Origin of the sequence: Salmonella enterica subsp. diarizonae (assembly GCF_008692785.1) — a bacterium.
In the GTDB taxonomy this organism is placed as follows: Bacteria; Pseudomonadota; Gammaproteobacteria; order Enterobacterales; family Enterobacteriaceae; genus Salmonella; species Salmonella diarizonae.
In genome coordinates this window covers 82,689-109,612 of record NZ_VXJV01000007.1, presented here as the reverse complement: position 1 = coordinate 109,612, position 26,924 = coordinate 82,689, and the positions used below count along the sequence as shown (strand labels likewise).

25 protein-coding genes and 4 pseudogenes are annotated in these 26,924 nt (G+C 51.0%); 16 read left to right on the top strand and 13 right to left on the bottom strand.

Annotated features, from left to right (window positions below; genetic code table 11):
* The first annotated feature begins 131 nt into the window (after positions 1-131).
* The 4 genes from purM (at position 132) to ppx (ending at position 5,608) form a co-directional block, all read left to right on the top strand.
* Complete coding sequence (purM, locus tag F4V72_RS15545) at positions 132-1,169, top strand: phosphoribosylformylglycinamidine cyclo-ligase (protein ID WP_136058143.1); 1,038 nt, start codon at positions 132-134, stop codon at positions 1,167-1,169.
* Positions 1,169-1,807 (top strand): phosphoribosylglycinamide formyltransferase, encoded by a 639-nt coding sequence (purN, locus tag F4V72_RS15540; protein ID WP_136058142.1) that lies wholly within the window; start codon positions 1,169-1,171, stop codon positions 1,805-1,807. The genes purM and purN overlap by 1 nt, the downstream gene beginning before the upstream one ends.
* Before the next feature lie 188 nt (positions 1,808-1,995).
* Complete coding sequence (gene ppk1, locus F4V72_RS15535; RefSeq protein WP_000529555.1) at positions 1,996-4,062, top strand: polyphosphate kinase 1; 2,067 nt, start codon at positions 1,996-1,998, stop codon at positions 4,060-4,062.
* A 4-nt stretch (positions 4,063-4,066) separates the two neighbouring features.
* Positions 4,067-5,608 carry an exopolyphosphatase gene (gene ppx / locus F4V72_RS15530; protein ID WP_053529989.1) on the top strand — a complete coding sequence of 514 codons (1,542 nt, stop codon included), beginning with the start codon at positions 4,067-4,069 and terminating at the stop codon, positions 5,606-5,608.
* A 35-nt stretch (positions 5,609-5,643) separates the two neighbouring features.
* Here ppx and F4V72_RS15525 read toward each other — a convergent pair whose 3' ends face one another.
* Positions 5,644-7,857 (bottom strand): bifunctional diguanylate cyclase/phosphodiesterase, encoded by a 2,214-nt coding sequence (locus tag F4V72_RS15525; RefSeq protein WP_053529988.1) that lies wholly within the window; start codon positions 7,855-7,857, stop codon positions 5,644-5,646.
* Between the two features lie 99 nt (positions 7,858-7,956).
* On the bottom strand, positions 7,957-8,094 hold the full coding sequence (locus F4V72_RS15520; protein WP_053529987.1) for a hypothetical protein: 138 nt from the start codon (positions 8,092-8,094) through the stop codon (positions 7,957-7,959).
* Positions 8,095-8,272: 178 nt separating this feature from the next.
* Between F4V72_RS15520 and F4V72_RS15515 the strand changes: the two genes are divergently transcribed.
* On the top strand, positions 8,273-8,464 hold the full coding sequence (locus tag F4V72_RS15515) for a YfgG family protein (protein ID WP_000075925.1): 192 nt from the start codon (positions 8,273-8,275) through the stop codon (positions 8,462-8,464).
* A gap of 340 nt (positions 8,465-8,804) precedes the next feature.
* Here the strand turns inward: F4V72_RS15515 and F4V72_RS24685 are convergent.
* A pseudogene (locus tag F4V72_RS24685) lies at positions 8,805-9,184 on the bottom strand (tetratricopeptide repeat protein); the annotation flags it as partial.
* Positions 9,185-9,628: 444 nt separating this feature from the next.
* Positions 9,629-9,736 (bottom strand): annotated as a pseudogene (locus tag F4V72_RS24480) (hypothetical protein); the annotation flags it as partial.
* On the opposite strand from F4V72_RS24480, the gene F4V72_RS24475 reads away from it, so the two are divergent.
* The 8 genes and pseudogenes from F4V72_RS24475 (at position 9,731) to F4V72_RS24835 (ending at position 13,194) form a co-directional block, all read left to right on the top strand.
* A complete protein-coding gene (locus F4V72_RS24475) occupies positions 9,731-10,084 on the top strand; it encodes an S-type pyocin domain-containing protein (protein ID WP_063390692.1) in 354 nt (117 codons plus the stop codon). The pseudogene F4V72_RS24480 and the gene F4V72_RS24475 sit on opposite strands and share 6 nt — an antisense overlap.
* Positions 10,085-10,096: 12 nt before the next feature.
* Positions 10,097-10,447: an HNH endonuclease signature motif containing protein gene (locus F4V72_RS24470; RefSeq protein ID WP_023245961.1), complete on the top strand. Its 351-nt coding sequence runs from the start codon at positions 10,097-10,099 to the stop codon at positions 10,445-10,447.
* Positions 10,448-10,458: 11 nt separating this feature from the next.
* Positions 10,459-10,755 (top strand): bacteriocin immunity protein, encoded by a 297-nt coding sequence (locus F4V72_RS15495; protein WP_023245962.1) that lies wholly within the window; start codon positions 10,459-10,461, stop codon positions 10,753-10,755.
* 93 nt (positions 10,756-10,848) lie between these two features.
* A complete protein-coding gene (locus tag F4V72_RS15490) occupies positions 10,849-11,133 on the top strand; it encodes a hypothetical protein (protein ID WP_077950804.1) in 285 nt (94 codons plus the stop codon).
* 272 nt (positions 11,134-11,405) lie between these two features.
* Positions 11,406-11,600, top strand: a pseudogene (locus F4V72_RS15485) (type VI secretion system baseplate subunit TssE); the annotation flags it as partial.
* Between the two features lie 139 nt (positions 11,601-11,739).
* On the top strand, positions 11,740-12,063 hold the full coding sequence (locus F4V72_RS15480; protein WP_070797672.1) for a DUF6201 family protein: 324 nt from the start codon (positions 11,740-11,742) through the stop codon (positions 12,061-12,063).
* Between the two features lie 266 nt (positions 12,064-12,329).
* Positions 12,330-12,824 (top strand): annotated as a pseudogene (locus F4V72_RS24840) (DUF2345 domain-containing protein); the annotation flags it as partial.
* A complete protein-coding gene (locus tag F4V72_RS24835; RefSeq protein WP_151324290.1) occupies positions 12,757-13,194 on the top strand; it encodes a hypothetical protein in 438 nt (145 codons plus the stop codon). The pseudogene F4V72_RS24840 and the gene F4V72_RS24835, both read left to right, overlap by 68 nt.
* Before the next feature lie 95 nt (positions 13,195-13,289).
* Here the strand turns inward: F4V72_RS24835 and guaA are convergent, their stop codons facing one another.
* Entirely contained in the window at positions 13,290-14,867 is a 1,578-nt protein-coding gene (gene guaA / locus F4V72_RS15465) for a glutamine-hydrolyzing GMP synthase (RefSeq protein ID WP_053510729.1), read from the bottom strand.
* A gap of 69 nt (positions 14,868-14,936) precedes the next feature.
* A complete protein-coding gene (gene guaB / locus F4V72_RS15460; protein WP_000944174.1) occupies positions 14,937-16,403 on the bottom strand; it encodes an IMP dehydrogenase in 1,467 nt (488 codons plus the stop codon).
* Between the two features lie 160 nt (positions 16,404-16,563).
* Between guaB and xseA the strand changes: the two genes are divergently transcribed.
* The 3 genes from xseA to F4V72_RS15445 all read left to right on the top strand — a co-directional run bounded on the left by xseA (position 16,564) and on the right by F4V72_RS15445 (position 19,382).
* Positions 16,564-17,928: an exodeoxyribonuclease VII large subunit gene (xseA, locus tag F4V72_RS15455; RefSeq protein ID WP_080070297.1), complete on the top strand. Its 1,365-nt coding sequence runs from the start codon at positions 16,564-16,566 to the stop codon at positions 17,926-17,928.
* A gap of 77 nt (positions 17,929-18,005) precedes the next feature.
* Positions 18,006-19,031, top strand: a complete 1,026-nt coding sequence (locus tag F4V72_RS15450) for a M4 family metallopeptidase (protein WP_136058140.1) — start codon at positions 18,006-18,008, stop codon at positions 19,029-19,031.
* Complete coding sequence (locus tag F4V72_RS15445) at positions 19,032-19,382, top strand: protealysin inhibitor emfourin (protein ID WP_023245972.1); 351 nt, start codon at positions 19,032-19,034, stop codon at positions 19,380-19,382. It begins immediately after the preceding gene.
* A gap of 273 nt (positions 19,383-19,655) precedes the next feature.
* Here F4V72_RS15445 and F4V72_RS15440 read toward each other — a convergent pair whose 3' ends face one another.
* From F4V72_RS15440 to rodZ, 7 genes are all read right to left on the bottom strand, one after another.
* Entirely contained in the window at positions 19,656-19,877 is a 222-nt protein-coding gene (locus F4V72_RS15440; protein ID WP_136058139.1) for a zinc ribbon domain-containing protein, read from the bottom strand.
* Positions 19,878-19,965: 88 nt separating this feature from the next.
* Positions 19,966-21,438: a ribosome biogenesis GTPase Der gene (der, locus tag F4V72_RS15435; protein ID WP_023245974.1), complete on the bottom strand. Its 1,473-nt coding sequence runs from the start codon at positions 21,436-21,438 to the stop codon at positions 19,966-19,968.
* 116 nt (positions 21,439-21,554) lie between these two features.
* Complete coding sequence (gene bamB, locus F4V72_RS15430; protein WP_023245975.1) at positions 21,555-22,733, bottom strand: outer membrane protein assembly factor BamB; 1,179 nt, start codon at positions 22,731-22,733, stop codon at positions 21,555-21,557.
* 10 nt (positions 22,734-22,743) lie between these two features.
* On the bottom strand, positions 22,744-23,364 hold the full coding sequence (locus tag F4V72_RS15425) for a YfgM family protein (RefSeq protein WP_023245976.1): 621 nt from the start codon (positions 23,362-23,364) through the stop codon (positions 22,744-22,746).
* A 13-nt stretch (positions 23,365-23,377) separates the two neighbouring features.
* Entirely contained in the window at positions 23,378-24,652 is a 1,275-nt protein-coding gene (hisS, locus tag F4V72_RS15420; RefSeq protein ID WP_023245977.1) for a histidine--tRNA ligase, read from the bottom strand.
* 110 nt (positions 24,653-24,762) lie between these two features.
* On the bottom strand, positions 24,763-25,881 hold the full coding sequence (gene ispG, locus F4V72_RS15415; protein WP_002954226.1) for a flavodoxin-dependent (E)-4-hydroxy-3-methylbut-2-enyl-diphosphate synthase: 1,119 nt from the start codon (positions 25,879-25,881) through the stop codon (positions 24,763-24,765).
* A gap of 26 nt (positions 25,882-25,907) precedes the next feature.
* Positions 25,908-26,894 carry a cytoskeleton protein RodZ gene (gene rodZ, locus F4V72_RS15410; RefSeq protein ID WP_023245978.1) on the bottom strand — a complete coding sequence of 329 codons (987 nt, stop codon included), beginning with the start codon at positions 26,892-26,894 and terminating at the stop codon, positions 25,908-25,910.
* Positions 26,895-26,924: the final 30 nt, after the last annotated feature.

The following is a 26,924-nucleotide window of genomic DNA, read 5'->3' as shown; positions in this document are numbered from 1 at the left end:
GCGGCCGAAACCATACCAAAAAATCGCCCGGACATGCAGGGCGCAGACCACGCTCGCAAACGTTTGCTTTCCCTGTTAGAATTGCGCCGAATTTAACTTTTACCGCAAGAAAAAACGTGGGGAACCAGGCAGTGACCGATAAAACCTCTCTTAGCTATAAAGATGCCGGCGTCGATATTGATGCGGGTAACGCTCTGGTTAATCGAATCAAAGGCGTAGTGAAGAAAACTCGCCGCCCGGAGGTTATGGGCGGTCTGGGCGGTTTCGGTGCGCTGTGCGCGTTGCCGCAAAAATATCGTGAACCGGTACTGGTTTCCGGCACTGACGGCGTAGGCACCAAACTTCGCCTGGCGATGGATTTAAAACGTCACGACGCTATCGGTATTGATCTGGTGGCGATGTGCGTAAACGATCTGGTCGTTCAGGGCGCGGAACCGCTGTTTTTCCTCGATTACTATGCCACCGGTAAACTGGATGTCGATACCGCCGCCAGTGTGATCAACGGTATTGCCGAAGGCTGCCTGCAATCTGGTTGCGCGCTGGTCGGCGGCGAGACGGCGGAAATGCCGGGCATGTATCACGGCGAAGATTACGACGTGGCGGGTTTCTGCGTTGGCGTAGTCGAAAAATCAGAAATCATCGACGGCTCCCGGGTTGCCGAAGGCGACGTGCTGATTGCGCTCGGCTCCAGCGGCCCGCACTCGAATGGATATTCGCTGGTGCGTAAAATTATTGACGTTAGCGGCTGCGATCCACAAACCACTCTGCTGGAAGGGAAGCCACTTGCCGATCATCTGCTTGAACCGACCCGTATCTACGTAAAATCGGTTCTGGAACTGATTGAAAATATCGATGTACACGCTATCGCACACCTCACCGGCGGCGGCTTTTGGGAAAATATTCCGCGCGTTCTTCCGGAGAATACTCAGGCGGTAATTAATGAGTCGTCCTGGCAGTGGCCCGCCATCTTTACCTGGCTGCAAACCGCCGGTAACGTCAGTCGACATGAAATGTACCGTACCTTTAACTGCGGCGTCGGCATGGTGATTGCGCTATCCTCTCCGGAAGCGGACAAAGCGCTTGCTCTGCTAAACGAGAAAGGTGAAAACGCATGGAAAATCGGTATCATCAAAGCCTCTGATTCCGAACAGCGTGTGGTTATTGAATAATGAATATTGTGGTGCTGATTTCCGGCAACGGAAGCAATTTACAGGCGATTATCGATGCCTGCAAAGCAAAGAAAATTAAAGGCACCCTCAGGGCAGTATTCAGCAATAAGGCTGACGCGTTCGGCCTTGAACGCGCCAGAGAAGCCGGTATTCCGGCACAAGCGCTGACTGCCGATCGGTTTGGCAGCCGCGACGCCTTCGATCGCGAGCTGATTCGCGAGATAGACGCGTATTCGCCTGATGTGGTCGTGCTGGCCGGTTTTATGCGTATTCTGAGTCCGGCGTTTGTCGCGCATTACCACGGGCGTCTGCTGAACATTCACCCTTCCCTGCTGCCAAAATATCCGGGGTTGCATACCCATCGCCAGGCGCTGGAAAACGGCGATGAGGAGCATGGTACCTCGGTGCATTTCGTGACAGACGAACTCGACGGCGGTCCGGTCATTCTCCAGGCGAAGGTGCCGATTTTTGCCGACGACAACGAAAATGATATCATCGCACGCGTACAAACTCAGGAACACGCGATTTATCCGCTGGTGATCGGCTGGTTTGCGGAGGGGCGTTTAAAGATGCGCGATAACGCCGCCTGGCTGGACGGGCGTCGTCTGCCGCCGCAAGGTTATGCGTCTGACGAATAATACGCCATCTGATGTGGCTGCGTCTGCTTGCCGGATGGCGGCATAAATGCCTATCCGGCCTACTCTTTTTCCTTCCTTTATGCTATCAGTTTATTGTCATACTTTTCTGACGCAGTTGGACATTAACGCGTAATGCTCGCCATAATCATCAGGCAGTGTCCCGTGAATAAAACGGAGTATAAGTAGTAATGGGTCAGGAAAAGTTATATATCGAGAAAGAACTGAGCTGGTTAGCATTTAACGAACGCGTATTACAGGAAGCAGCGGATAAATCCAACCCGCTGATTGAGCGGATGCGGTTCCTGGGTATCTATTCTAATAACCTCGACGAGTTCTACAAAGTGCGTTTCGCCGAACTGAAACGACGCATTATTATCAGCGAAGAACAGGGCTCAAATTCTCATTCACGCCATTTGTTAGGCAAAATTCAGTCCCGCGTGTTGAAAGCAGACCAGGAGTTCGACGGCCTGTACAACGAATTACTGCTGGAGATGGCGCGTAATCAAATCTTTCTGATCAACGAGCGTCAGCTCTCGGTGAACCAACAGAGCTGGTTGCGCCACTATTTTAAGCACTATTTGCGCCAGCACATTACCCCGATTCTTATTAACCGGGAGACGGACCTTGTTCAGTTTTTAAAAGATGATTACACCTATCTGGCGGTGGAGATTATCCGCGGCGACACCATCAACTATGCGCTGCTGGAGATACCGTCCGACAAAGTCCCACGCTTCGTTAATCTGCCGCCGGAGACACCGCGCAGACGCAAGCCGATGATCCTTCTGGATAATATTCTGCGCTACTGCCTGGATGACATTTTTAAAGGGTTCTTCGATTATGATGCGCTTAACGCCTATTCGATGAAAATGACCCGCGATGCTGAATATGATCTGGTGCATGAGATGGAATCCAGTCTAATGGAGCTGATGTCTTCCAGCCTGAAGCAGCGCCTGACCGCTGAACCGGTGCGCTTTGTCTATCAACGCGATATGCCCGCCGCTCTGGTCGACGTGTTGCGAGAAAAACTGACAATCTCCCGGTATGACTCAATCGTACCCGGCGGACGCTACCACAATTTTAAAGACTTTATTAATTTTCCGAATGTCGGTAAAGCCAACCTGGTCAATAAACCGTTACCGCGGTTACGCCATCTTTGGTTTGATAAAGAGAAGTTTCGTAACGGTTTCGACGCAATTCGCGAACGTGATGTGCTGCTCTATTATCCGTACCATACCTTCGAGCATGTACTGGAACTGTTACGCCAGGCGTCGTTTGACCCAAGCGTGCTGGCGATCAAAATCAATATTTATCGCGTAGCGAAAGACTCGCGCATTATTGACTCGATGATCCATGCCGCCCATAACGGCAAAAAAGTCACCGTGGTGGTGGAGTTGCAGGCGCGCTTCGATGAAGAGGCGAATATTCACTGGGCCAAGCGGTTAACCGAAGCGGGTGTCCATGTTATTTTCTCTGCGCCAGGGCTGAAAATTCACGCCAAACTCTTTCTCATCTCACGAAAAGAGGGCGATGACGTGGTGCGTTATGCGCATATCGGCACCGGTAACTTCAACGAAAAAACGGCGCGGCTGTATACCGATTATTCGCTGCTGACCGCCGATGCGCGCATTACCAATGAAGTACGCCGGGTCTTTAACTTTATTGAAAACCCCTATCGTCCGGTCACTTTCGATTATTTGATGGTTTCTCCACAAAACTCACGGCGTCTGCTGTATGAGATGATCGATCGTGAAATCGCCAATGCCCAGCAAGGCTTACCGTCAGGGATTACGTTAAAGCTTAACAACCTGGTCGATAAAGGGTTAGTCGACAGGCTATACGCCGCGTCGGGTTCGGGTGTCCAGGTCAATCTTTTGGTGCGCGGCATGTGTTCTCTTATTCCGCAACTGGAAGGAATTAGCGATAATATTCGCGCGATTAGCATCGTGGATCGCTATCTTGAACACGATCGGGTTTATATTTTCGAAAACGGCGGCGATAAGCAAGTGTGGCTCTCTTCAGCTGACTGGATGACGCGTAATATTGACTACCGTATCGAAGTCGCTACGCCTATCCTCGACCCGCGGCTTAAACAACGCGTACTGGATATCATTGACATTCTGTTTAGCGACACGGTAAAAGCGCGCTTTATCGATAAAGAACTCAGCAACCGCTACGTACCGCGCGGCAATCGCCGCAAAGTTCAGGCACAGCTGGCGATTTATGACTACATCAAATCACTCGAGCAACCAGACTAACGCTATGCCAATTTACGATAAATCCCCTCGCCCGCAGGAGTTCGCTGCGGTCGATCTCGGCTCAAACAGCTTTCATATGGTCATTGCCCGCGTGGTTGACGGCGCAATGCAGATCATCGGGCGCTTAAAACAGCGCGTCCATCTGGCGGACGGGCTGGGCGCAGATAACAAACTCAGCGAAGAAGCTATGGAACGGGGGCTTAGCTGTCTGTCGCTGTTTGCTGAGCGCTTACAAGGATTCTCCCCTTCCAGCGTCTGTATCGTGGGCACCCACACGTTACGTCAGGCGCAAAATGCCGCTGATTTTCTCAAACGCGCGGAAAAGGTTATTCCCTACCCAATAGAGATTATTTCCGGTAACGAAGAAGCGCGCCTGATCTTTATGGGCGTAGAACATACGCAACCGGAAAAAGGCCGCAAGCTGGTGATCGATATCGGCGGCGGGTCAACAGAGCTCGTCATCGGCGAAAACTTCGAACCCAGGCTGGTTGAAAGCCGTCGTATGGGCTGCGTGAGCTTCGCGCAGCTCTACTTTCCCGGCGGTGTTATCAATAAAGAAAATTTCCAGCGCGCCCGGATGGCGGCAGCGCAAAAACTGGAAACCTTAACCTGGCAGTATCGTATTCAAGGATGGAACGTGGCGATGGGCGCTTCCGGTACCATTAAAGCCGCTCATGAAGTTCTCCTGGCGCTGGGTGAGAAAGATGGCTTCATTACGCCGGAGCGTCTCGACAAACTGAAGTCAGAAGTGTTGAAGCACCGCTCCTTTAATGCGCTCAGCCTGCCGGGTCTGTCTGAAGAACGAAAAGCGGTCTTTGTGCCGGGTCTGGCGATTCTGTGCGGCGTTTTTGATGCGTTGGCTATCCGCGAGCTTCGCCTTTCCGACGGCGCATTGCGCGAAGGCGTCCTGTATGAAATGGAAGGTCGCTTCCGCCATCAGGATGTTCGCAGCCGTACCGCAAAAAGTCTGGCCAATCAATACAACATTGACAGAGAACAAGCCAGACGCGTGCTGGAAACCACTATGCAGATGTATGAGCAGTGGCAGGCCCAGCAGCCAAAACTGGCGCATCCGCAGCTCGAAGCGTTGCTCCGCTGGGCGGCAATGCTACATGAAGTTGGACTGAATATTAATCACAGCGGTTTACATCGCCATTCGGCTTATATTCTGCAACACAGCGATTTGCCTGGCTTTAATCAGGAACAGCAAATGATGATGGCGACTCTGGTACGTTATCATCGTAAGGCCGTAAAACTGGATGATATGCCCCGCTTTACGCTGTTTAAGAAAAAACAGTATCTGCCGCTAATTCAGCTATTACGGCTGGGCGTATTATTGAACAACCAGCGGCAGGCGACAACCACGCCGCCGACGCTGCGGCTAACGACCGATAACAGCCACTGGACGTTACGTTTTCCGCATGACTGGTTCAGCCAGAATGCGCTGGTACTGCTTGATCTGGAAAAAGAACAGCAGTACTGGGAAGCGGTAACTGGCTGGCGTCTCAATATTGAGGAAGAAAGCTCGCCGGAGATCGCCGCGTAAATTGTAGGTCAGACGCCGCGGCGCGGCGTCTGACGTTACTGAATCTCAGATAATCGCTGCGGCTCGCCAATTAAATATCCCTGAAGATAGTCGATCCCCAATGAGAGTACCGCGCTGCGTATTTCTTCGCTCTCGACGTACTCCGCGACGACCTGCATTTTTTTCATTCGCGCTAAATGACAAATAGAAGCCACAATCTGATAATCGAGACTGTTTGACACGATGTTGCGGATAAAACTACCATCAATTTTAAGAATATCAGCGTTCACGTTTTTCAGCCGGGCATAGCTGGCGTAGCCGGTACCAAAATCATCAATCGCTATCTGACAGCCAAACTGCTGTAACTGTCCCAGCGTCAGCTGCGCCTGCTCGGCATTGGTGAGGGAGTTACTTTCCGTCACCTCAAACACCAGTTGCCAGGGCTCAACCTGATATTGAGTAAGCAACTGATTAACTTCTGAAGGAAAACGGGCGCGACATACCGATATTGGCGACAGGTTAATGGCAAAGCGATGTGCGGGCATATATTCCCGGCTGGCTGCCATAAACCGCAGCGTGTTTTCAATCACCCAGAGATCGATAGCGGAAGACAAACCAAACTCATGCGCTACGGGTAAAAAATTGTCCGGGTTGATAACGTCGCCGTTGTCATCCCTGAGCCGCAGTAAAATTTCATGGTAAAGGTCCCCACGAACACCAGAAATAGGCTGCGCCATCAGGAAAAAATGATCGTGCTCCAGCGCCTGTTGCAGGCGGTTCATCATCGCAATTCTTCCCTTCAAATCGCGCTGCAGATGCACCGCGCCGCGCCGCTGTAAATCTTCCGGCGCGTTAGTCGTCAACGAAAGATCGGAGCTGGTGCTTAACTCGCCTAACAGAAGATAAAGATGGCTAACCGGGGAACGCACGCAGCAGTAGCTCACGCCGACGGGCGGCTGTAGCGGCAGCCCGTCCCAGATAAACCGAAACTGCTTTATATGTTTATCCAACGCTTCAATACGCTGCTGATGCGACGCTGTATTAAGACGTAGCACCAGGTCGTGCCCTGACATCTGGTACACACACTCATTTGAGGCCAGCATCGGCGTAATCCAGTGAGAAAGCTTTTGCTTATACTGGATGCGCAGCATGACGCCATAATTTTTACCCAATAACTCCAGGCCCGGCACGTGTAAAAAACAGATTGTAGACCAGGGCGCGTTTTTGAGCGCACGGTTTAGCGCACGTAAATTGGGAAGATGGACAACCGGGTCAAGATAGGCCAGCCGACGCGCGCGACCGCTCACCACGCGCTGGCGTGTGGCCAGTACAGCCATATAATTAACAATGAAAGAAAAAACCAGATAGCTCGAAGAGGTAATGGCTAATTGCGTATCATAACCTGAATACCAGGGCATATAACGCTGGTAATAATGAATCGACGTAATCAGCACGACGGCCCAGATGATTGAAATAAATTTATAGCCATAGCGCATCGCTCCCCATAGCATGACCGGCAATAATAACGAAAGCGTATAGTTGGTACTAAATATTGAGCTATTATCAGTCAATGGCATACACAGTATAAACATCAGTGTAATCAGTACCGCCAGCCAAATAACAATCTCTTTTTTAGTGGCTTTGCTATCAACTTGTAGTTTTAATTGCTGATAATACCCCCGCAGGTGCAGCGGATTACGGAGAGTACGAATAATAAAATAACACAACGGCACGCCGATAAGATTGCCGACCAATAACGCCTGATAATTAATCAGCGTGTTGATGTTAAAGGGCATTACTCCCATCAGGCTGGCTTTGCTTTCGTACATGCCAACAAAAGCGGCAAACTGATAGATAACCAGAAATAATGTCGCCGAACAAAATACCTGCCAGAACATTCGTTGGAACATCAAGTGGGCATCACCGTGAGAAACATTGTTTCGCCGGGGGGAAAAAACATGGTAACCGCCCCAGCTTAGCACGATGGTAATGATAAAGTGCATCGTCACGGAAAGGGTTTCATATAGCCCCGTCTGCGGGTATCTGCGCCAGAAGATAGCAATCACAATGCCCGGCAGTGCTGCCCAGCCGAAAAATAACATCAGGCTAAGCATAAAAGCTAACGGCAGGTAAAACAGAACCACATTTCCAGTGCTGGTATGTGCATAAGTGTTTGCGCTACTTAAAACAGGTAATAAAATCGAAGGGAGGATAAGCGGTAGTCCCCACCATTTATCTCTGATATTTATATAAGATTTATTTAGCTTCATAGATGCTCAGCAGCCCCCCCCCCCAATCCCAAAGGGGCGTTAACAGACAGGCATCCCACCTGACTTTAAATGGATGATGCGATACACATCATACGATAGTCATCGATTGTAATTATTAAACAAAAGTAATATTTGATTTAAGTCAATTATTACCTTCCTCCGGGAGCCTTTATTCACTTTTTTATTCTTCGTTATCATTAATTTATTATTAATGTAAATACTAAAATTATCTTCCATAACAATATAAGATAAATCAACTGACGCAATTTTACATTAAGAGGAATTGACCATCGGTTCACAGTATGCCTTAATGTAGAGTGAATGCAGGCTTGTTACGTTCTTCGCCCTGATAATACCCTTGAAGAACCCGGCCTGATCCCGCCCATACCGCTGGGCCAACGTTAAGGAACCCTTTGTGAGTCAGGCCAACAGTATGCGAAAACGACATCGATTTAACACTCGCATGACCCGTATCGTACTGCTTATCAGTTTTCTCTTCTTCTTTGGACGTTTCGTCTACTCTTCTATCGGCGCCTGGCAGCACCATCAGGATAAAAAAGAAGCGCAACAGTCAACGCTTTCGGTCAACACGCCGGGACAGCGTTAACTAGCCGTTATCCGTTGAAATAGCGATACTATCGTCACAGGCTTGCGGTGTTATCCAGACTCTGCTGCTCCCTTCCCAGGATTAGCATGAACCGATAGTTTGTTTTTTTAAGCGATAGAGGCTGAACGAAAGTCCGCCGTGACAAATGAGAAGCAGATACCGCTCAGGATTGCTACATTTTCTCTTAATAACTTCCACTCAGCATTAAAGATGTTTCGGCATCCAAAACAAAATATCGTTATCTCTATAGCCTCGAATTAGCGTTAATCGTTGCGACAGCTCGGTTTGCGCGACTCTGGTATACCAGCAACAGCTTTTTGCGCTTCAACCAGCCACGTTCAGCCGCTTTACGATACCACGCCAGCGTCATCTGGGTATGTTGGGGAACCCCATTACCGTACATACAGGCATTACTGAGTATTTCTTGCATAAAGCCCCCCAGCCCTGCTGCCTTACGATACCATTTCAACGCTTCTTTTTATTACGAGGAAAGTTTTTACCGTAATTATAATGATAACCAATAACGAAACAGGAAAAATAAGATCCCTGCTTACCTGCTTTTTTCCAGCCATTTTATCGCCAGCTTATAATCCGGGATAACATAGTCGCCATCCGCATACATTCCACCCAGACTAAATTGAGCAAGCCCATCCCTTTTTTCGCTTTGCATTCAGTTATCTGGATGTACTGACACATCTCTGACCCCAGGGGGTATCTATCCTGACTGCGTGAAGCTGTGACTCGCTTCAAGAAATATTAAAATCGACACTAACTCTAGTGAATTTTATTTTTAAGATGAATGAAATACGCATACAACATTCTTATTATAATTACCTCCAGAATATTAACGCATATTTATAGCAACCCGATATCTTTTTGATCCCGATTTATTCGGGCCTGCTTATTATTGAAGTAAAAACCCCGCCGTTAAGCGGTTTCTCTTCAACTTTTCAGCTCAATACGGGGAAACCATTCCCACTCAATGGTTTAGAAACCATCCAACATCTTGTTATCACTGAGTTTTACGACAACCATTTCCAGACAATACCGCAAAAAACATCGTCAAAATAATGAAATTTATGATGTAAATCACGTTGTTATGATAGTATTACAAACACGCCCTTTAGGGCCGTATTATTGCCATACAACACGTATTTAGGGTTATCAGGCCACTATCAGACGCTTAAAGAGCAACTGCTGGATATCCTGCCTGGGTGACCAGATCACATGCGCGGTCACTAAGATTTCCTCGACCGAATACAAAACATGGTGTGGAATAGTGAACATAATCGGTATGAGTTCACTCCAGCTCACGGTGCCGATGGTCCGCTGATTACCTGGACGCCTGAGAGACCTGAAGGAAGTGACCTTCCCTCACATACCGGCAGCGACATCAAGTCAATAGACCAGGCTACAATACTCGTCACGCCAATTCCTGACGGCAAAGATGAATACACGACACCACCATTCCCGGTGCCGGAAGAACGCGATCTTAACGATTACATTCTGGTGTTCCCTGCGGATTCAGGCAGTAAGCCGATTTATGTTTATCTGAAGGATGATCCGCGGGATCAGGCTGGTACAGCTTCAGGAAACGGTTCTCAAATTGAAACAGGATAGAAGTGGCTTGATTTGTCTGTAACAAACAATGGAGAGGGTGCTAAAATCCCTTCAAATATTGCAGATAAATTACGTGGAAGACACTATGATAGTTTCCGTAAGTCTCGGGAGGATTTATGGTTAGAAATAAGCAAAGATCCAGAGCTATCAAAACAGTTTAGTAACGGTAATATAGAGGCGATGCAAGAGGGGAAAGCACCAACAGCCCCATTTGCTGGACATTATGTAGGACCAAAACAAGTAATTAAGAAGTTTGAAATACATCACATAAAACCTATTGAAGAAGGTGGTGGAGTGTATGATATCGATAATTTGCGAATTACAACGCCAAAACTTCATAAATTCATTCATTACGGGGAATGAGGGAGCCTATTATGATTGATATTAATAATGTTAAAGAGAAATTGGAAAGTTATACCGAAAGTGAATTTAAGAAAATATTGGATGAATTTTATGCAAATCATAGATCATCGCCATCACTCAAGGGTGACGAGCTAGAAATTTATTTGGATAATCTCCTTGATTTTCTGACTGTACTGGTTGGAACCGGAGAAGTTAGTGACTTTATATACTATCCAGATACACCTGAAAATGATTCACCTGAAGGTGCATTGAATGAAGTAATTAAATGGAGGAAATCTCAAGGGCTTCCTTTATTCAAAGACTCATAGGTCAAACAAAATCATGAACAGAAAAATAATATGACTGCCGCATAGCAGCCTTAAGTTATAAATTAACATGATAGTAATGTCCATGAGGTTATTATGCCATTGCCAGTTAGATTAAATCCCTCTGAAATTCATCATGATAAAATGCAATCTATGACAGCAATTGCAGAAGAATTAACGAATCTCATAGATACTGGGTCCGACGAAATATCTAGCAAAGTGAATGCATTGATAGAAAAGTGGAATATCTTTGCTGTTACTAAGTTTGAATTTAGCGATTTTCGTGACTACCACTCATGGATTTCTACAGAAAATTTTGTAAAGACGGCCCTTTATCAAGCTAAATATCAAGCGGACTTGTCTTTCCATGAGGCGAAATAAATAATAGAATTTATAAGCACCGCTGAAGGTAATGAGGCCTTACAAGGTTATGCTCTTAGCCTGATAGAGTTGAATTTCTCTGAGCCATGTGTCTCAGATCTATTCTACTATCCTGAATACTGGTTTAAAAATGATTCAATGTCTGACGTCAATTTAACTTATGATGAGATTTTGGGGTATTTAATGAAAAAATCAGGCCGTTGGTTACCAGACGCACCAGAAATTGATTTGCCTTATCCATTACCAGCATAGAGTGTGGGAAAAAATCAATTATGGACCGAAAAACACCTTCATTGTATGAAATTCTTACTTGCAACTTTACAGGGGATCTTCCCCTTGAAGTTATTAACGAAGAAGACCAGGTCATTTTATCTGTATTGGATAACATCCAGCGTATTTTGAACGCCCGGGCCGGGACCATATCCCATTTACCAGATTGTGGCTTACCCGATATGACCAAAATTCTTTTTGTGCCTGTATTTAATTCAGATTTTAGAGAATGGCAAAAAAACACAACACTGGTGGAGATTACATCGTTTTTTCTGATGTATTATGGACTCCTCCACTTGATAAAGATAGGGTGATTGAGTTATGAGAATATGCTCTGTGAGTAAAATTGTTATTTTTGTAATACTATTATTCATATGGTTTGTTTTTTCACCCGTAGCATTTTTTGGCAAGTTTAACTATATTTATGAAAAAGTAAGCCAAGATGGTCAATTTAAAATAGTCGCTTACGACATATTACCCACTACACCCTATGCGGCGTATCAAAACTTCATATGTAATGACATATTTCTTGTTTTATATGATAAAAAGGGAAAATATTTAGGGCAAAGTTCTCCATTTCATTTTTCAGAATTTGATGGTGTATTTGCTGATGCTGTTTTTTTCCAGGGGATATTCTTGGAGATAACTCTTTTTCAATAAATGGTGTTAACGACTATGTTGAAGGATACACAATTCCAGTTGATCACAAAAGATGATGGAGTCAGTTCATCTCAATATTTCACTAACTAATAAAATGGAGGAAACCATTGAGTCTTCCACATTTTAAAGACTCATAAGGATTTTATTATCAATGTCTAATTCAATTATCAAAGTTGTCTGGTAGATGTTTTTCATTGACTTCACTGCTGATGATATGCGGTATGCCGATATGACGAAAGAGCAGATACTTGCTCAGGGGAAAATGAATAAACGAGGTGCTGCTGATGACCGCCCCGGAAGGGATGGCGCTGACCAGCGGTGAAGATATGCAACTGGCCGGGGAGAAGCTGGGGCTCTCTGCCCACACCGGACAACTGAGCCTGAAATCCGGAGAAGGGGCAATAGATGTCCAGGCGCAAAACGCCAGCCTGCGGTTGTTTGCAGAGAAGAAGCTGACGCTGAGCTCAGCGAGTGACATCTCTTTTGCCGGGAAGAAGCGCATCACGCTGATTGGCGACGGGAGTTACCTGCGACTGGAGGCGGGGAAAATAGAGTACGGGACAACGACGATGCACCTGCGCCGGACGAAAAGGACGATGGCTGCGACACGAAGCGCTTTACCTCTGGATACCCCCCGCGCCCTCCTCCGGCAACGATGCGGGAACTTAACCCCACCCCCCCTGGGTAACGCCGGTGTATGCAAAATCCTGCCTGAAGGCGAAAGGCTGCACGGATGCCGGTACTGCCGAAGAGCCCGTTGATAACTTTGGACAGATGACAATTTTTGCCCAGCCTGACGACGGAGGCGCAAATGCACCTGCTCAGGCAACGGCTGCACCGCTTGCTCCGGGGACCGCTACTGGCGTAATGACTCAGGTCCGGGGGGAATGGTCCCTGACCGGTGTACTGGGAGCCACCCGGGGGATTCCGTATGTGGGTGCGATAATATCCGTGCTGTATGTCCCGTCTGCGGGTGAAGGCAGCGGCAATGCCCCCGAACGAGATGAATTCTGGTACGAGGAAGAGCTGCGGCAGAAAGCGCTGACCGGGGCAAAAGCCACGACCCGGGTGAATTACATCGGATTAAAAAAGCAGAAAATGATGGAAAAACCCCAATATCAGAAGAGGTGAGAAAACATGAATGCACATAAAGAAAAACCCTCTGCAAGAACAGAGGGTTAAGTTCACTTTTACCTGTTCATGAAAACACAGGAAGGGTTATCGGCTTATTCCCACTCAATTGTTGCCGGCGGTTTACCACTGATGTCATACACCACACGGGAAATCCCGTTGACTTCATTGATGATGCGGTTGGAAACGCGCCCCAGGAAGTCATACGGCAGATGCGCCCAGTGCGCGGTCATAAAGTCGATAGTTTCGACGGCACGCAGGGAGACCACCCAATCGTACTTACGCCCATCACCCATGACGCCCACGGAACGGACCGGCAGGAAGACAGTGAACGCCTGACTCACTTTGTCGTACAGATCCGCTTTGCGCAGCTCTTCAATGAAGATAGCGTCTGCGCGACGCAGCAGGTCACAGTACTCTTTCTTCACTTCGCCCAGTACGCGCACGCCGAGGCCCGGCCCCGGGAACGGATGGCGATACAGCATGTCATACGGCAGGCCCAGCTCCAGACCAATCTTACGTACTTCATCTTTGAACAACTCTTTCAGCGGTTCAACCAGCCCCATCTTCATCTCTTTCGGCAGGCCGCCGACATTGTGGTGAGATTTGATGACATGCGCTTTACCGGTTGCGGAGGCGGCAGATTCGATCACATCAGGATAGATAGTCCCCTGCGCCAGCCATTTCACGTCTTCCAGCTTGAGCGCTTCTTCGTCGAACACTTCCACGAAAACACGGCCAATGATCTTACGCTTGGCTTCCGGATCATTCTCGCCAGCCAACGCGGACAGGAAGCGCTCTTCTGCCGGAACGTGAACGATATTCAGACCGAAATGATCGCCAAACATGTCCATCACCTGCTCGGCTTCATTCAAGCGCAGCAGACCATTATCAACGAAAACACAAGTCAGATTTTTACCGATCGCACGGTGCAGCAGCATCGCGGTCACGGAGGAGTCGACCCCCCCGGAGAGACCGAGAATGACTTTATCATCGCCTACCTGCTCGCGAATGCGGGCTACGGCATCGTCGATGATCTTCGCCGGAGTCCACAACGCTTCACACTGGCAGATATCGCGTACAAAACGCTCCAGCATCCGCATCCCCTGGCGGGTATGGGTCACTTCCGGGTGGAACTGCACACCGTAGAAGCGTTTTTCTTCGTTCGCCATAATCGCGAACGGACAGGTTTCGGTGCTGGCGACGGTGACGAAGTCGGACGGAATCGCCGTCACTTTATCACCATGGCTCATCCAGACATCCAGCAACGGCTTGCCGTCAGCGGTCAGGGAGTCTTCAATACCGCGAACCAATGCGCTGTCGGTCAGCACTTCGACCTGCGCGTAACCAAATTCACGTTCATTAGAACCTTCTACATGACCGCCAAGCTGCATCGCCATGGTCTGCATCCCGTAGCAGACGCCAAATACCGGCACGCCTGCTTCAAAGACATACTGCGGCGCGCGCGGGCTGTTTTCTTCGGTGGTACTTTCCGGGCCGCCGGAAAGGATAATGCCGCTTGGATTGAACTCACGGATTTGTGCTTCAGTTACATCCCATGCCCACAGTTCGCAATAAACGCCCAGTTCACGCACGCGACGTGCGACCAACTGAGTGTATTGCGATCCGAAATCCAGGATGAGAATGCGATGTTTATGAATATTGTCTGTCATTGACGCTAATTCCGAGGCAAGTGAAACAGATTAAATAAATCGCCCGACGCGAAGGTCGGGCGAAGAAAATCAGGAGCCCAGACGGTAGTTCGGGGACTCTTTGGTGATGGTCACGTCGTGAACGTGGCTTTCCTGGATACCCGCACCGCTGATACGCACAAACTCCGCTTTAGTACGTAGTTCGTCGATGGTAGCACAACCGGTCAGCCCCATACAGGAACGCAGGCCGCCCATCTGCTGGTGAATGATCTCTTTCAGGCGGCCTTTATAGGCTACGCGGCCTTCGATACCTTCCGGCACCAGTTTGTCGGCGGCGTTGTCGCTCTGGAAGTAACGGTCGGAGGAACCTTTGGACATCGCGCCCAGCGAGCCCATGCCGCGGTAAGATTTGTAAGAACGGCCCTGGTAGAGTTCGATTTCGCCCGGAGACTCTTCCGTACCGGCCAGCATAGAGCCGACCATGACGGCGCTCGCGCCAGCGGCGATGGCTTTAGCGATGTCGCCGGAGAAGCGAATACCGCCGTCAGCGATAACCGGAATCCCGGTGCCTTCCAGCGCTTCCACCGCGTCGGACACCGCGGTAATTTGCGGCACGCCCACACCAGTAACGATACGGGTGGTACAGATAGAGCCCGGACCGATACCCACTTTCACCGCGCTGCAACCCGCTTCCGCCAGCGCGCGAGCGCCTGCGCCCGTCGCGACGTTGCCGCCGATGATTTGCAGATCCGGATATTTAGCGCGCGTCTCACGAATACGTTGCAACACACCTTCTGAATGACCGTGAGAAGAGTCGATCAGCAGTACGTCAACGCCTGCCGCCACCAGCGCGTCAACGCGCTCTTCGTTGCCCGCGCCTGCGCCGACCGCGGCGCCGACACGTAAACGGCCCTGCTCATCTTTACAGGAGTTTGGTTTACGTTCCGCTTTCTGGAAATCTTTTACGGTAATCATGCCAAGCAGATGGAAGTTATCATCAACGACCAGCGCTTTTTCTACGCGTTTTTCGTGCATTTTTGCCAGTACGACTTCACGGGCTTCGCCTTCGCGAACGGTCACCAGACGCTCTTTCGGCGTCATATAAACGCTGACCGGCTGGTTCAGATCGGTGACGAAACGCACGTCACGACCGGTGATAATACCTACCAGCTCGTTGTCTTCAGTCACCACCGGATAGCCCGCGAAGCCGTTACGCTCGGTCAGGGCTTTCACTTCATGCAACGTGGTGGTTGGCAGGACGGTCTGCGGGTCGGTCACTACGCCGGACTCGTGTTTCTTCACGCGGCGAACTTCTTCCGCCTGGCGCTCAATAGACATGTTTTTGTGGATAAAACCAATGCCGCCTTCCTGTGCCAGGGCAATTGCCAGGCGCGCTTCAGTCACGGTGTCCATCGCCGCAGAAAGCATAGGAATATTCAGACGAATGGTTTTCGTCAACTGCGTGCTGAGATCGGCAGTATTCGGCAGAACGGTAGAGTGAGCGGGAACAAGGAGGACGTCGTCAAACGTCAGGGCTTCTTTAGCGATACGTAGCATGGGCAATATCTCACCTGGGAGGTTAATAAATATTGCCGCGGCATTATACAGAACGTAATCGGTTGCATCTACACTTTTTTGCAAATAGTGCTTGCGATCCCCTGTGAGCAGGTTACTATCGATTGAATAACCTGCTGATTTAGAATTTGATCCCGCTCACATGTTATCCTCTCAGACTTCCTCAATTTTTACCGTAAGCCGCCTCAACCAGACGGTTCGTCTGCTGTTAGAACAGGAGATGGGACAAGTATGGATCAGCGGCGAGATTTCTAATTTCACGCAGCCTGCTTCGGGTCACTGGTACTTTACGCTCAAAGACGATACCGCTCAGGTACGCTGTGCGATGTTCCGTAACAGCAATCGTCGGGTCACGTTCCGCCCGCAGCACGGGCAGCAAGTACTGGTACGCGCCAATATTACGCTGTACGAGCCGCGCGGCGACTATCAGATTATCGCCGAAAGTATGCAGCCCGCGGGCGAAGGGCTTTTGCAGCAGAAGTATGAGCAGCTAAAAGCCAAATTGCAGGCCGAAGGGTTGTTCGATCAGCAACATAAACAACCGTTGCCCTCCCCAGCCCACTGCGTAGGGGTTATCACCTCGAAAACCGGCGCGGCGCTGCACGATATTCTTCACGTGCTGAAACGCCGCGATCCGTCGTTGCCGGTCATTATCTACCCAACAGCAGTTCAGGGCGACGACGCGCCAGGGCAGATCGTGCGTGCCATTGAGCTTGCTAACATCCGCAAAGAGTGCGACGTGCTGATCGTCGGGCGCGGCGGCGGGTCGCTGGAAGATTTATGGAGCTTTAACGACGAGCGCGTCGCACGAGCAATTTTTGCCAGCACCATTCCGGTGGTGAGCGCCGTCGGCCACGAAACGGACGTCACGATAGCCGATTTTGTCGCCGACCTGCGCGCGCCCACGCCGTCCGCAGCGGCGGAAATCGTCAGCCGTAACCAGCAGGAGCTGCTGCGCCAGATACAGACCGCGCGCCAGCGGCTGGAAATGGCGATGGATTATTATCTGGCTAACCGCCAGCGGCGGTTTACCCAACTGTACCACCGTCTGCAACAACAGCATCCGCAACTGCGACTGGCGCGTCAACAGACTGCTCTGGAACGGCTACGCCAACGCATTAGCATCGCGCTTGAAGCCCAACTAAAACGCGCAGCCCAGCAGCAGCAGCGCCTAACGCAGCGTCTGAATCAACAAAACCCGCAACCGCGTATTCACCGTGCGCAGTCGCGCGTTCAGCAACTGGAATATCGTCTGGCGGAAAACCTCCGCGCACGGTTAAGCGAACAGCGCGAGCGTTTCGGTAATGCGGTAACGCACCTGGAAGCCGTTAGCCCGCTGGCGACGATGGCGCGAGGCTACAGTGTCTCAACCGCAACCGACGGTCACGTGCTGAAAAAAGTGAAACAGCTTAACGTGGGCGATATAATGACCACGCGCCTGAAAGACGGTTGGGTGACCAGTGAAGTGACCGCCATCAAACCTGTAAAAAAGATCCGTTTAGGATAAAAGCATATAATGCTTTGATGCTCACAATCTATACTACTGATGTTCTTTTCGGCATTGTCCGCCATAAGGAGATCGGTATGAATACTGTTTCTTGCCACACTGTGATCCCACCTTATATTTTGCGCCGTATTATCGCGAACGGCTCGGCGCCCCAACAGCGATGCGCTCGTCTGACGTTAACGCATGTGCAAACTCTGATGGCGCATAATCCTGTCAAATCACCTGTGTCCCATCCCGCCCATCCAGGCCAGCTTGAACGCGATATCTACGACGCCAGACAAGCTCAGGAATTACCTGGATTACAGGTTCGCCATGAGGGACAACCGTCCAACGGCGATATCGCCGTTGATGAAGCTTATGATTATCTCGGCATTACCCACGAATTTTTCTGGCAAAAGTATCATCGCGACTCGCTGGATAATAAAGGTCTGGCGCTGATCGGTACAGTACACTACGGTCGCGACTACCAGAACGCGTTCTGGAATGGGCAGCAGATGGTATTTGGCGACGGCGATGGAGAAATATTTAACCGTTTTACGATTGCGATTGATATCGTCGCGCATGAGTTGACTCACGGCGTTACAGAAACAGAAGCCGGGTTAATTTATTTTGAGCAAGCTGGCGCGCTGAATGAATCGCTTTCCGACGTTTTTGGTTCACTGGTAAAACAGTTTCATCTCCAGCAAACTGCCGGGCAGGCTGACTGGATTATTGGCGAAGGGCTACTGGCTAAAGGTATTAATGGCAAAGGGTTACGCTCTATGGCCTCGCCGGGCACCGCGTATGACGATCCGCTACTTGGAAAAGACCCTCAGCCTGCTCATATGCAGGATTTTATTAAAACCCGTGAAGACAATGGCGGTGTGCATCTTAATTCCGGCATCCCGAACCGGGCATTTTACCTGGCCGCCCGCCAAATCGGCGGTTATGCCTGGGAAAAAGCCGGTTATGCCTGGTATGATACGCTGTGCGATCGCAATCTCGCCCAAAATGCCAGTTTTGCGGACTTTGCCAGACTCACCATTGCCCACGGAGAAAAACGTTCCGGGCAAACAACGGCTTCCGCCATTGAGCAGGCATGGAAAACCGTAGGAGTGCTATAGATGGATATCCCTGAGCTTACCGATGACGCCATTGTGGAACTGGCGCGTGAAGGCGGGGTGGCATTTATCCCTAAGCTAAATAAGCAGCGCAAGATTGCGTTAGCAACGTTGACGGCTCCCCAACGCCAGCGGATCACCGATATTCTGAAGCAGACGTTACCCGTGGGTTCGCCGCCGGGCCAGGTGAACTCACCCGGCAAAGGTGACCAGCGCTATTTCCGAATCCAGATAATCTGGACGCAGCACCAACAGGCGCAATATACAGACATCGTTATTCTGGTTCCCGAAAACGATGCGCCAGCCTCTCTGGTCGAACTGTGGCAAAAAGGTGAAGCGTGCATTTGTGATTAATATGGAAATCGCACAAATTCGACACGTGTTTAGCGTGTTAGCCGCGCCTTTTTATATACCTGTTTTATGGCTAATTCGTCCGCCGCGAAGATTACGGTAAATTTAATATAAATTCCGAGGAATAATATTTACTATAAATAAGTGGGTAAATAAAAGGATAAAATAGCCGCCGGGCAGGATGACTCTGCTAATGTTACGGGGATATTGAATAGCTATTTTGCCCTTAGCCGAATAAGACGTTGGCCCTTCTGCGGCGTAACGTCGCCAGCGGTTTTATTGATCGAGAATGACGAAATTAACCCGTTTTTTTGAAATTAAACCATGACCGTTCTGGCAAAAATAGTCCATCGCGCCGCAGGCTTTCAAAACCTGTAACGGCTGGCGGCAGTCGGGGCAAATCGCCTGCAACGCAAAATCTTTAGCGCATGTCGCGCAATGCGCAGTATCGCCATCGCGCTCCAGCGCGTGATGACAAACGGGGCAGGTTATTTCCATAACATTCTCCTCAGGCGCGTAATTCACTTTTACTCGAAAGGCCTGATAGCGCTACGCTTGTCAGGCCTGGAACATTACTGAAAAAGCGTTACTTGCTTTTCTTGATATGCTTCATCAAACGCTTACGTTTGCGCATTTGCGTTGGCGTCAGCGTGTTACGCTTGTTCGCATACGGGTTCTCCCCTTCTTTAAACTGAATGCGAATGGGCGTTCCCATCACTTCCAACGACTTGCGGAAGTAGTTCATCAGATAGCGCTTATAGGAATCCGGCAGATCTTTTACCTGGTTGCCGTGAATAACCACAATCGGCGGGTTATAGCCGCCAGCGTGGGCATATTTCAGCTTCACGCGGCGACCGCGTACCAGCGGTGGCTGATGATCTTCAACCGCCATCGTCATGATACGGGTCAGCATCGCAGTGCTCACCCGGCGAGTGGAACTGTCGTAAGCCTCACGTACGGACTCAAACAGGTTACCGACGCCGCTACCGTGCAACGCAGAGATAAAATGAACGCGGGCAAAATCAATAAAGCCCAGACGGAAATCCAGCGTCTCTTTCACCTGCTCTTTGACTTCCTGGCTCAGGCCATCCCATTTGTTGACTACGATAACGAGTGAGCGCCCACTATTGAGGATAAAGCCCAGCAGAGACAAATCCTGGTCAGAGATCCCCTCGCGCGCATCGATAACCAACAGTACGACGTTAGCGTCTTCAATCGCCTGCAACGTTTTAATCACCGAGAACTTTTCTACCGCATCGGTGATTTTCCCGCGCTTACGCACCCCCGCCGTGTCAATCAGCACATATTCCCGTTCGTCGCGTTCCATCGGGATATAAATGCTGTCGCGAGTAGTGCCCGGCATGTCGTATACCACCACGCGCTCTTCGCCGAGAATACGGTTAGTGAGCGTGGACTTACCTACGTTCGGGCGACCCACAATCGCTAACTTAATCGGCAGATCCTGCGGATTAAAGTCATCTTCCGGCGCTTCTTCGCCATTTTCTTCCGCCTCGAATTGCGCCCAGTATTCTGCGTCTTCATCCACCTCTTCCTGCGGCGCGACATCATCCATCCACGGCAAAAGCACATGTTCCAGCAGGCTCAATACGCCGCGACCATGCGATGCGGCGATAGGGTATATTTCGCCTAATCCCAGCGAGTAAAAATCGACAACCGCCTGATCGGGATCGAGACCATCAGTTTTATTCGCCACCAGGAAGGTCGGTTTTTCACGGGAACGTAGATGTTTGGCAATCGCTTCATCCGCCGGCATCAGGCCAGCGCGCGCATCTACCATGAATAACACCACATCCGCTTCTTCAATCGCCAGCAGCGACTGTTCCGCCATCCGCGTTTCGACACCGTCTTCGGTGCCGTCAATACCGCCGGTGTCGATACAGATAAACTCGCGGCCTTCAACCTCCGCACGACCGTACTTACGGTCACGAGTCAGACCCGGGAAATCCGCAACCAGCGCATCTCGGGTGCGGGTCAGACGGTTAAATAGCGTGGATTTTCCGACGTTAGGGCGCCCGACAAGCGCGACCACAGGTACCATGTTTAAAGCCTCATTTAAAAAATCATCAGACAACGCGCACATTTTGCGCCGTTGTTAAAAACAGGAAAACGGCCCCTACACCAGGAGCCGTTTTTTAAAACGCACAACCGTGACGATTAACGCGTAATCGCGTAGACCGTACCGTCTTTAGCCTGGATGAGCAGTTTACCCTCCGCCACCGTCGGTTCGGTCAGGAAACCGGAGCTGTCTACTTTCTGTTGGGCCACAAAACGCCCATCATCAACATTAATCCAGTGCAGATAACCTTCGCTATCGCCGACGACTAAATCACCATTATACAGCACCGGGGAGGTCAGCAAACGGTGCAGCAGATCGCTTTGCGTCCACAGCGTTACGCCACCGTCAGTGGTCAGCGCCAGCACGCGATCGTTCTGATCGACCAGGTAGATACGGTCGCCGTCGACGATAAAGTCATTGACCGAGCCCAGCTCGCGTTTCCACATAATCTGACCACTGCGCAGATCCAGCGCCGTTAAGTTACCATTATATGCCAACGCGTAAACGACGCCGTTTACCACAACCGGCGTGGTATCGACATCGCTCAGACGGTCAATTTCCGTTGGGCCGGTGGCCTGGGAGATACGCTGTTGCCAAATCATCTGCCCTTGTTGCATCAACACGGCGCTGACGCGGCCATTATCACCACCGACGATAGCCGCGCCGAACGCGGTTGCCGGCGCAGATTCGCCGCGCAGCGACAGCGAAGGCATATCCAGGTTCACCGTCCATTTAATTGCGCCATCCGCCTGATTTAGCGCCTGCAACTGACCGTTGCTGGTATGGATAAGGACGATTCCATCACTGACAACCGGACGAGACAACGCTTCGCCTGCGACCTTCGTCTGCCATGCCGTGGTGCCGTCGCTGGTATTCAGCGCATAAACCTCGGCCTTTTCACTGCCGATATAGACGTGACCGCCCGCGACCGTGACGCCGCCGGACAATAGCGCGGACGAACGGGAGAACCAGCCGTCTTTCTCGCCCAGATTCACAGACCAGATCTCTTTGCCATCATCCGCATTGAGCGCTTTTACCACGCCCGCGCGATCGGCTGCATAGACCACGTTATCTGCCATTACCGGATGAAGGTTAGAATAAAAGTCGCCAATTCCGTTCCCAACAGAGGTGCTCCAGGCAGTGGTCGGGGTAAACTGGTTTTCAACTTGCGGTAATGGAGACATCTTAACGACATCTTCTTCGCCGCTAAACAGTGAACAGCCGCTGAGCAGGGTAACGGAAAGCAACCCTGGCAGAAGTAATTTACGCAATTGCATCGGGTCCCTCTCAGATGGACAAATTATTGATTTTCATCTGCATCATTTCGCTCAACGCCGGAGAAGCATCGCTATTGACGCCCGCTTCCCATGCGCTGCGCGCGCCTTTTTTATCACCCTTACTCAGCAACGCTTCGCCACGCAAATCAGCGACAATGGCTGTCCATCCTTCGCCTTTAATGGCATCCAGAGTTTTCAGCGCGGCGTCAGCTTGCTTGAGCTGCAACTGAACGCGAGCGAGACGCAGATTAATTACCGCTTTGAGATTTTCATCGCTGGTGGCCGCCAACCCCTGCTGCAACTGGGCTTCGGCTTTTTTAAGTTCATTCTTATCCACAAACTGCTGCGCCAGTTCCATAGACGCCAGCGCACCATAGGTATTTTTATTCTCAGCCGCGAATTTTTCAGCGGCAGGAATGCTATCCGGCTTATCGGCGCTTACTGCCGTCACCGCATTTTGATACGCCAGAGAAGCAGCACGCGCGGACTCCGTCTGATGGCTGCCCCAGTAACGCCAGCCAACCAGCGCGCCAACCCCTAAAATCACTCCGACAGCCAGCGCTTTGCCGTTTTCGGCAAAGAAGCGTTTAATCGCATCCACCTGGTCGTGTTCGTTCTCGTAAATTTCCACGCTGTCCTTCTCCTTAGCCCAATAAAGTGCGCAAATGCGCGGCGACGCTGTCCTGCGCCACTGCCGTTTGCTCACCGGAGCGCAAATCCTTCACTACAACAGTCCCATTGGCGACTTCAGATTCGCCAAGAACCAGTGCAATACGGGCGCCCCACTTATCGGCGCGGGCAAACTGTTTCTTAAAGTTGCCGCCGCCGTGGTTTGTCATTAGCTTCACGCCTGGCATTTCATCGCGCAGCCGCTCCGCCAGCGTCATTGCCGCAGACTGCGTTTCCGCGCCGGCAGCCACCAGGTATATATCGACAACAGGAGAGGCAATAAATTCCGGATTAACTGCCTGAACTAACAAAACAAGTCGTTCCAGGCCCATCGCAAAGCCCACTGCCGGGGTAGTGCGACCGCCCAGTTGTTCTACCAGACCGTCGTAACGACCACCTGCACAGACGGTGCCTTGTGACCCCAGACTGCTTGTTACCCATTCAAATACAGTGCGGTTGTAGTAGTCAAGACCGCGCACCAGACGCTGGTTGACGGTGTAGGCAATCCCCGCCGCGTCCAGCAATTTGCACAGACCGGCAAAGTGCTCGCGTGAATCGTCATCGAGATAGTCGCCCAAAGCAGGCGCGTCGTTGAGCAGCGCCTGCACGTCCGGGTTTTTTGAATCCAGCACACGTAGCGGATTGGTATACATACGGCGTTTGCAGTCTTCGTCCAGCGTCTCTTGATGCTGTTCGAGGAACGCGACCAGCGCATCGCGATAGTTCGCACGCGCTTCTAACGAACCAATAGAGTTCAGCTCCAGACTAACGTGTTCAGCGATGCCCAGCGCGCGCCACCAGCGTGCGGTCAGCATAATCAGCTCCGCGTCGATATCCGGGCCTTGTAAGCCAAAGACTTCGGCGCCTAGCTGATGGAACTGACGGTAGCGACCTTTTTGCGGACGCTCGTGACGGAACATCGGCCCGATATACCACAAACGCTGTTCCTGATTGTACAGGAGACCATGTTCGATGCCGGCGCGTACACAGCCCGCCGTACCTTCAGGGCGCAATGTCAGGCTATCGCCGTTGCGATCCTCAAAGGTATACATCTCTTTTTCAACCACGTCAGTAACTTCACCGATCGCGCGTTTGAATAACGGGGTCTGCTCTACAATCGGCAAGCGGATTTCACTGTAACCGTAGCTGCCGAGCACGTTTTTGAGTGTGCCTTCAATGCGCTGCCAGATGGCGGTTTCGCCAGGCAGATAATCGTTCATGCCGCGAATGGCTTGAATGTTTTTTGCCACGTTTATTCTCTTTCTGAATATAAAAATGAACCCTCAGCGCTTCCCCGAACGAACCGGGAGCCATGCGGGTTCAATCATACACGGGAAGCACGCCGCTTCCCATCACGTTCTTATTTTTCAACCTGCAGCACGTCAATCCGACGCGCTTCATCAAGTTGACTTGCTTTCGCGCGAATACGGGATTCAAGCTGCGCGATCATATCGTCGTTATCGAGACGATCTTTACGCACGCCGTCTTCATACAGGCCGCTTTTCTTATTGCCGCCCGTCACACCCAGCGTCGATACCAGCGCTTCGCCCGGCCCATTCACCACGCAGCCGATGATCGAGACATCCATCGGGGTGATGATATCTTCCAGACGTTGCTCCAGCGCGTTCACCGTGCCGATAACGTCAAACTCCTGGCGAGAACAGGTCGGGCAGGCGATGAAATTGATGCCGCGCGCGCGAATGCGCAGCGACTTCAGTATATCAAACCCTACTTTAATCTCTTCCACCGGGTCGGCCGCCAACGATACGCGCAGCGTGTCGCCGATGCCTTCCGATAACAACAGACCCAAACCGATCGCCGACTTGACCGCCCCGCTACGCGCGCCGCCCGCTTCGGTGATCCCCAAATGCAGCGGCTGATCGATCTGTTTAGCCAACAGACGATAAGACTCAACGGCAAGGAATACATCGGAAGCTTTTACGCTCACTTTGAACTGATCGAAGTTGAGACGATCGAGATGATCGACATGGCGCATTGCCGATTCCAGCAATGCCTGCGGGGTCGGCTCGCCGTACTTTTCCTGCAGATCTTTTTCCAGCGATCCGGCATTTACGCCGATACGGATAGGGATGTTTTTGTCGCGTGCGCAGTCCACCACCATACGAATGCGTTCTTCGTTACCGATATTGCCGGGATTGATGCGCAGGCAATCGACGCCATATTCCGCTACTTTCAGCGCAATGCGGTAGTCGAAGTGAATATCGGCGACCAGAGGGACGCTAACCTGCTGTTTGATGAGCTTAAACGCTTCGGCAGCGTCCATGGTTGGCACGGAAACACGCACAATATCCGCGCCCACGCGCTCAAGCGCTTTAATTTGACTCACCGTCGCCGCCACATCCGTGGTGCGCGTGTTGGTCATCGACTGGACGGTAATGGGGGCGCCATCGCCAATCGGCACATTCCCAACGTAAATACGTGTCGATTTTCTACGTTGAATCGGAGCCTGGTTATGCATGAGAAATCTCCCGCGTTACCCGTCTGTTACTGCGCCGGTGTTGGTTCGGCATTAAGGGTCAGACGCGCAACCTGATTAGTTCTGATAAAGCGGCTCAGATCGACAGGTTTTCCTTGATACTGGATCTGCACCGCGGCCGGCGCGCCAATTTTAAGCTTATAAGGCGCCTGACCGGTTAGGTTTAAATTGCCATCTTTACGCTGCATACCGCTAAACAGTTTCTTACCCGTGGCGTCAGTTACTTCGAGCCAGCAGTCAGCGGTAAAATTCATCACCAGCGCGTTCGGATCGGCAGCAGGCGCCGCTACGCCAGCCTGATCGGTCGGCAACGCGGACGGCGTCTCCGTTGCCGCTGGCGCGGCAGATGTGGCAGCCGTATCGACATTCGCCTGCGAAGGCGCGACTATCGTATTTTGCATTGGCGCTGGCGTTTGCGTCGCCGCCGTCGAATCAACCGGCGTCGCAGGAGCCGTTTGCGCTGGCGTCGTATCCTGGCTTGTCGCGGCACGGGTGTCCAGTGGTACGCTTTGGCCGCTGTCTTTATCTGCGCTCAGTTCAGCCGTGCTTTGATCGGCCATCGTCGTGATCTCTTCCTGCTGCGCCTTATGGTTCTGCCACCACCAGGCGCCGGTCAGCCCCACGACCACAAACAGTACCAGCCAGGTAAAAGACATTAACCAGCCGTCGCGTTTTTTACGACGCTTTCCTAATGAGAAACTCTGCATTGGGGCGACTTTGGCGGAGCGCAGCGGGGCCTGCTTTTCCAGCCCCGGCAGCAGTTCCTCTTCTGGAACATGTACCAGACGCGCATATGAGCGGATATATCCGCGCAGAAAGGTTGAAGCAAGATCGGACGGCGCCTTATCTTCTTCAATATCGCGTACCGTAGAAACCTTCAGGCAAAGTCGCTCAGCGACAGCCTGCTGGCTGAGTCCGAGTTGTTCACGGGCATTGCGCAGACGAACGCCGGTGGTTTGTGCTTCATTTTGGTCGTGCGTGGCTTCAGTATTCATTCGCTACAGCTACAGGTACGTGTAAATTAG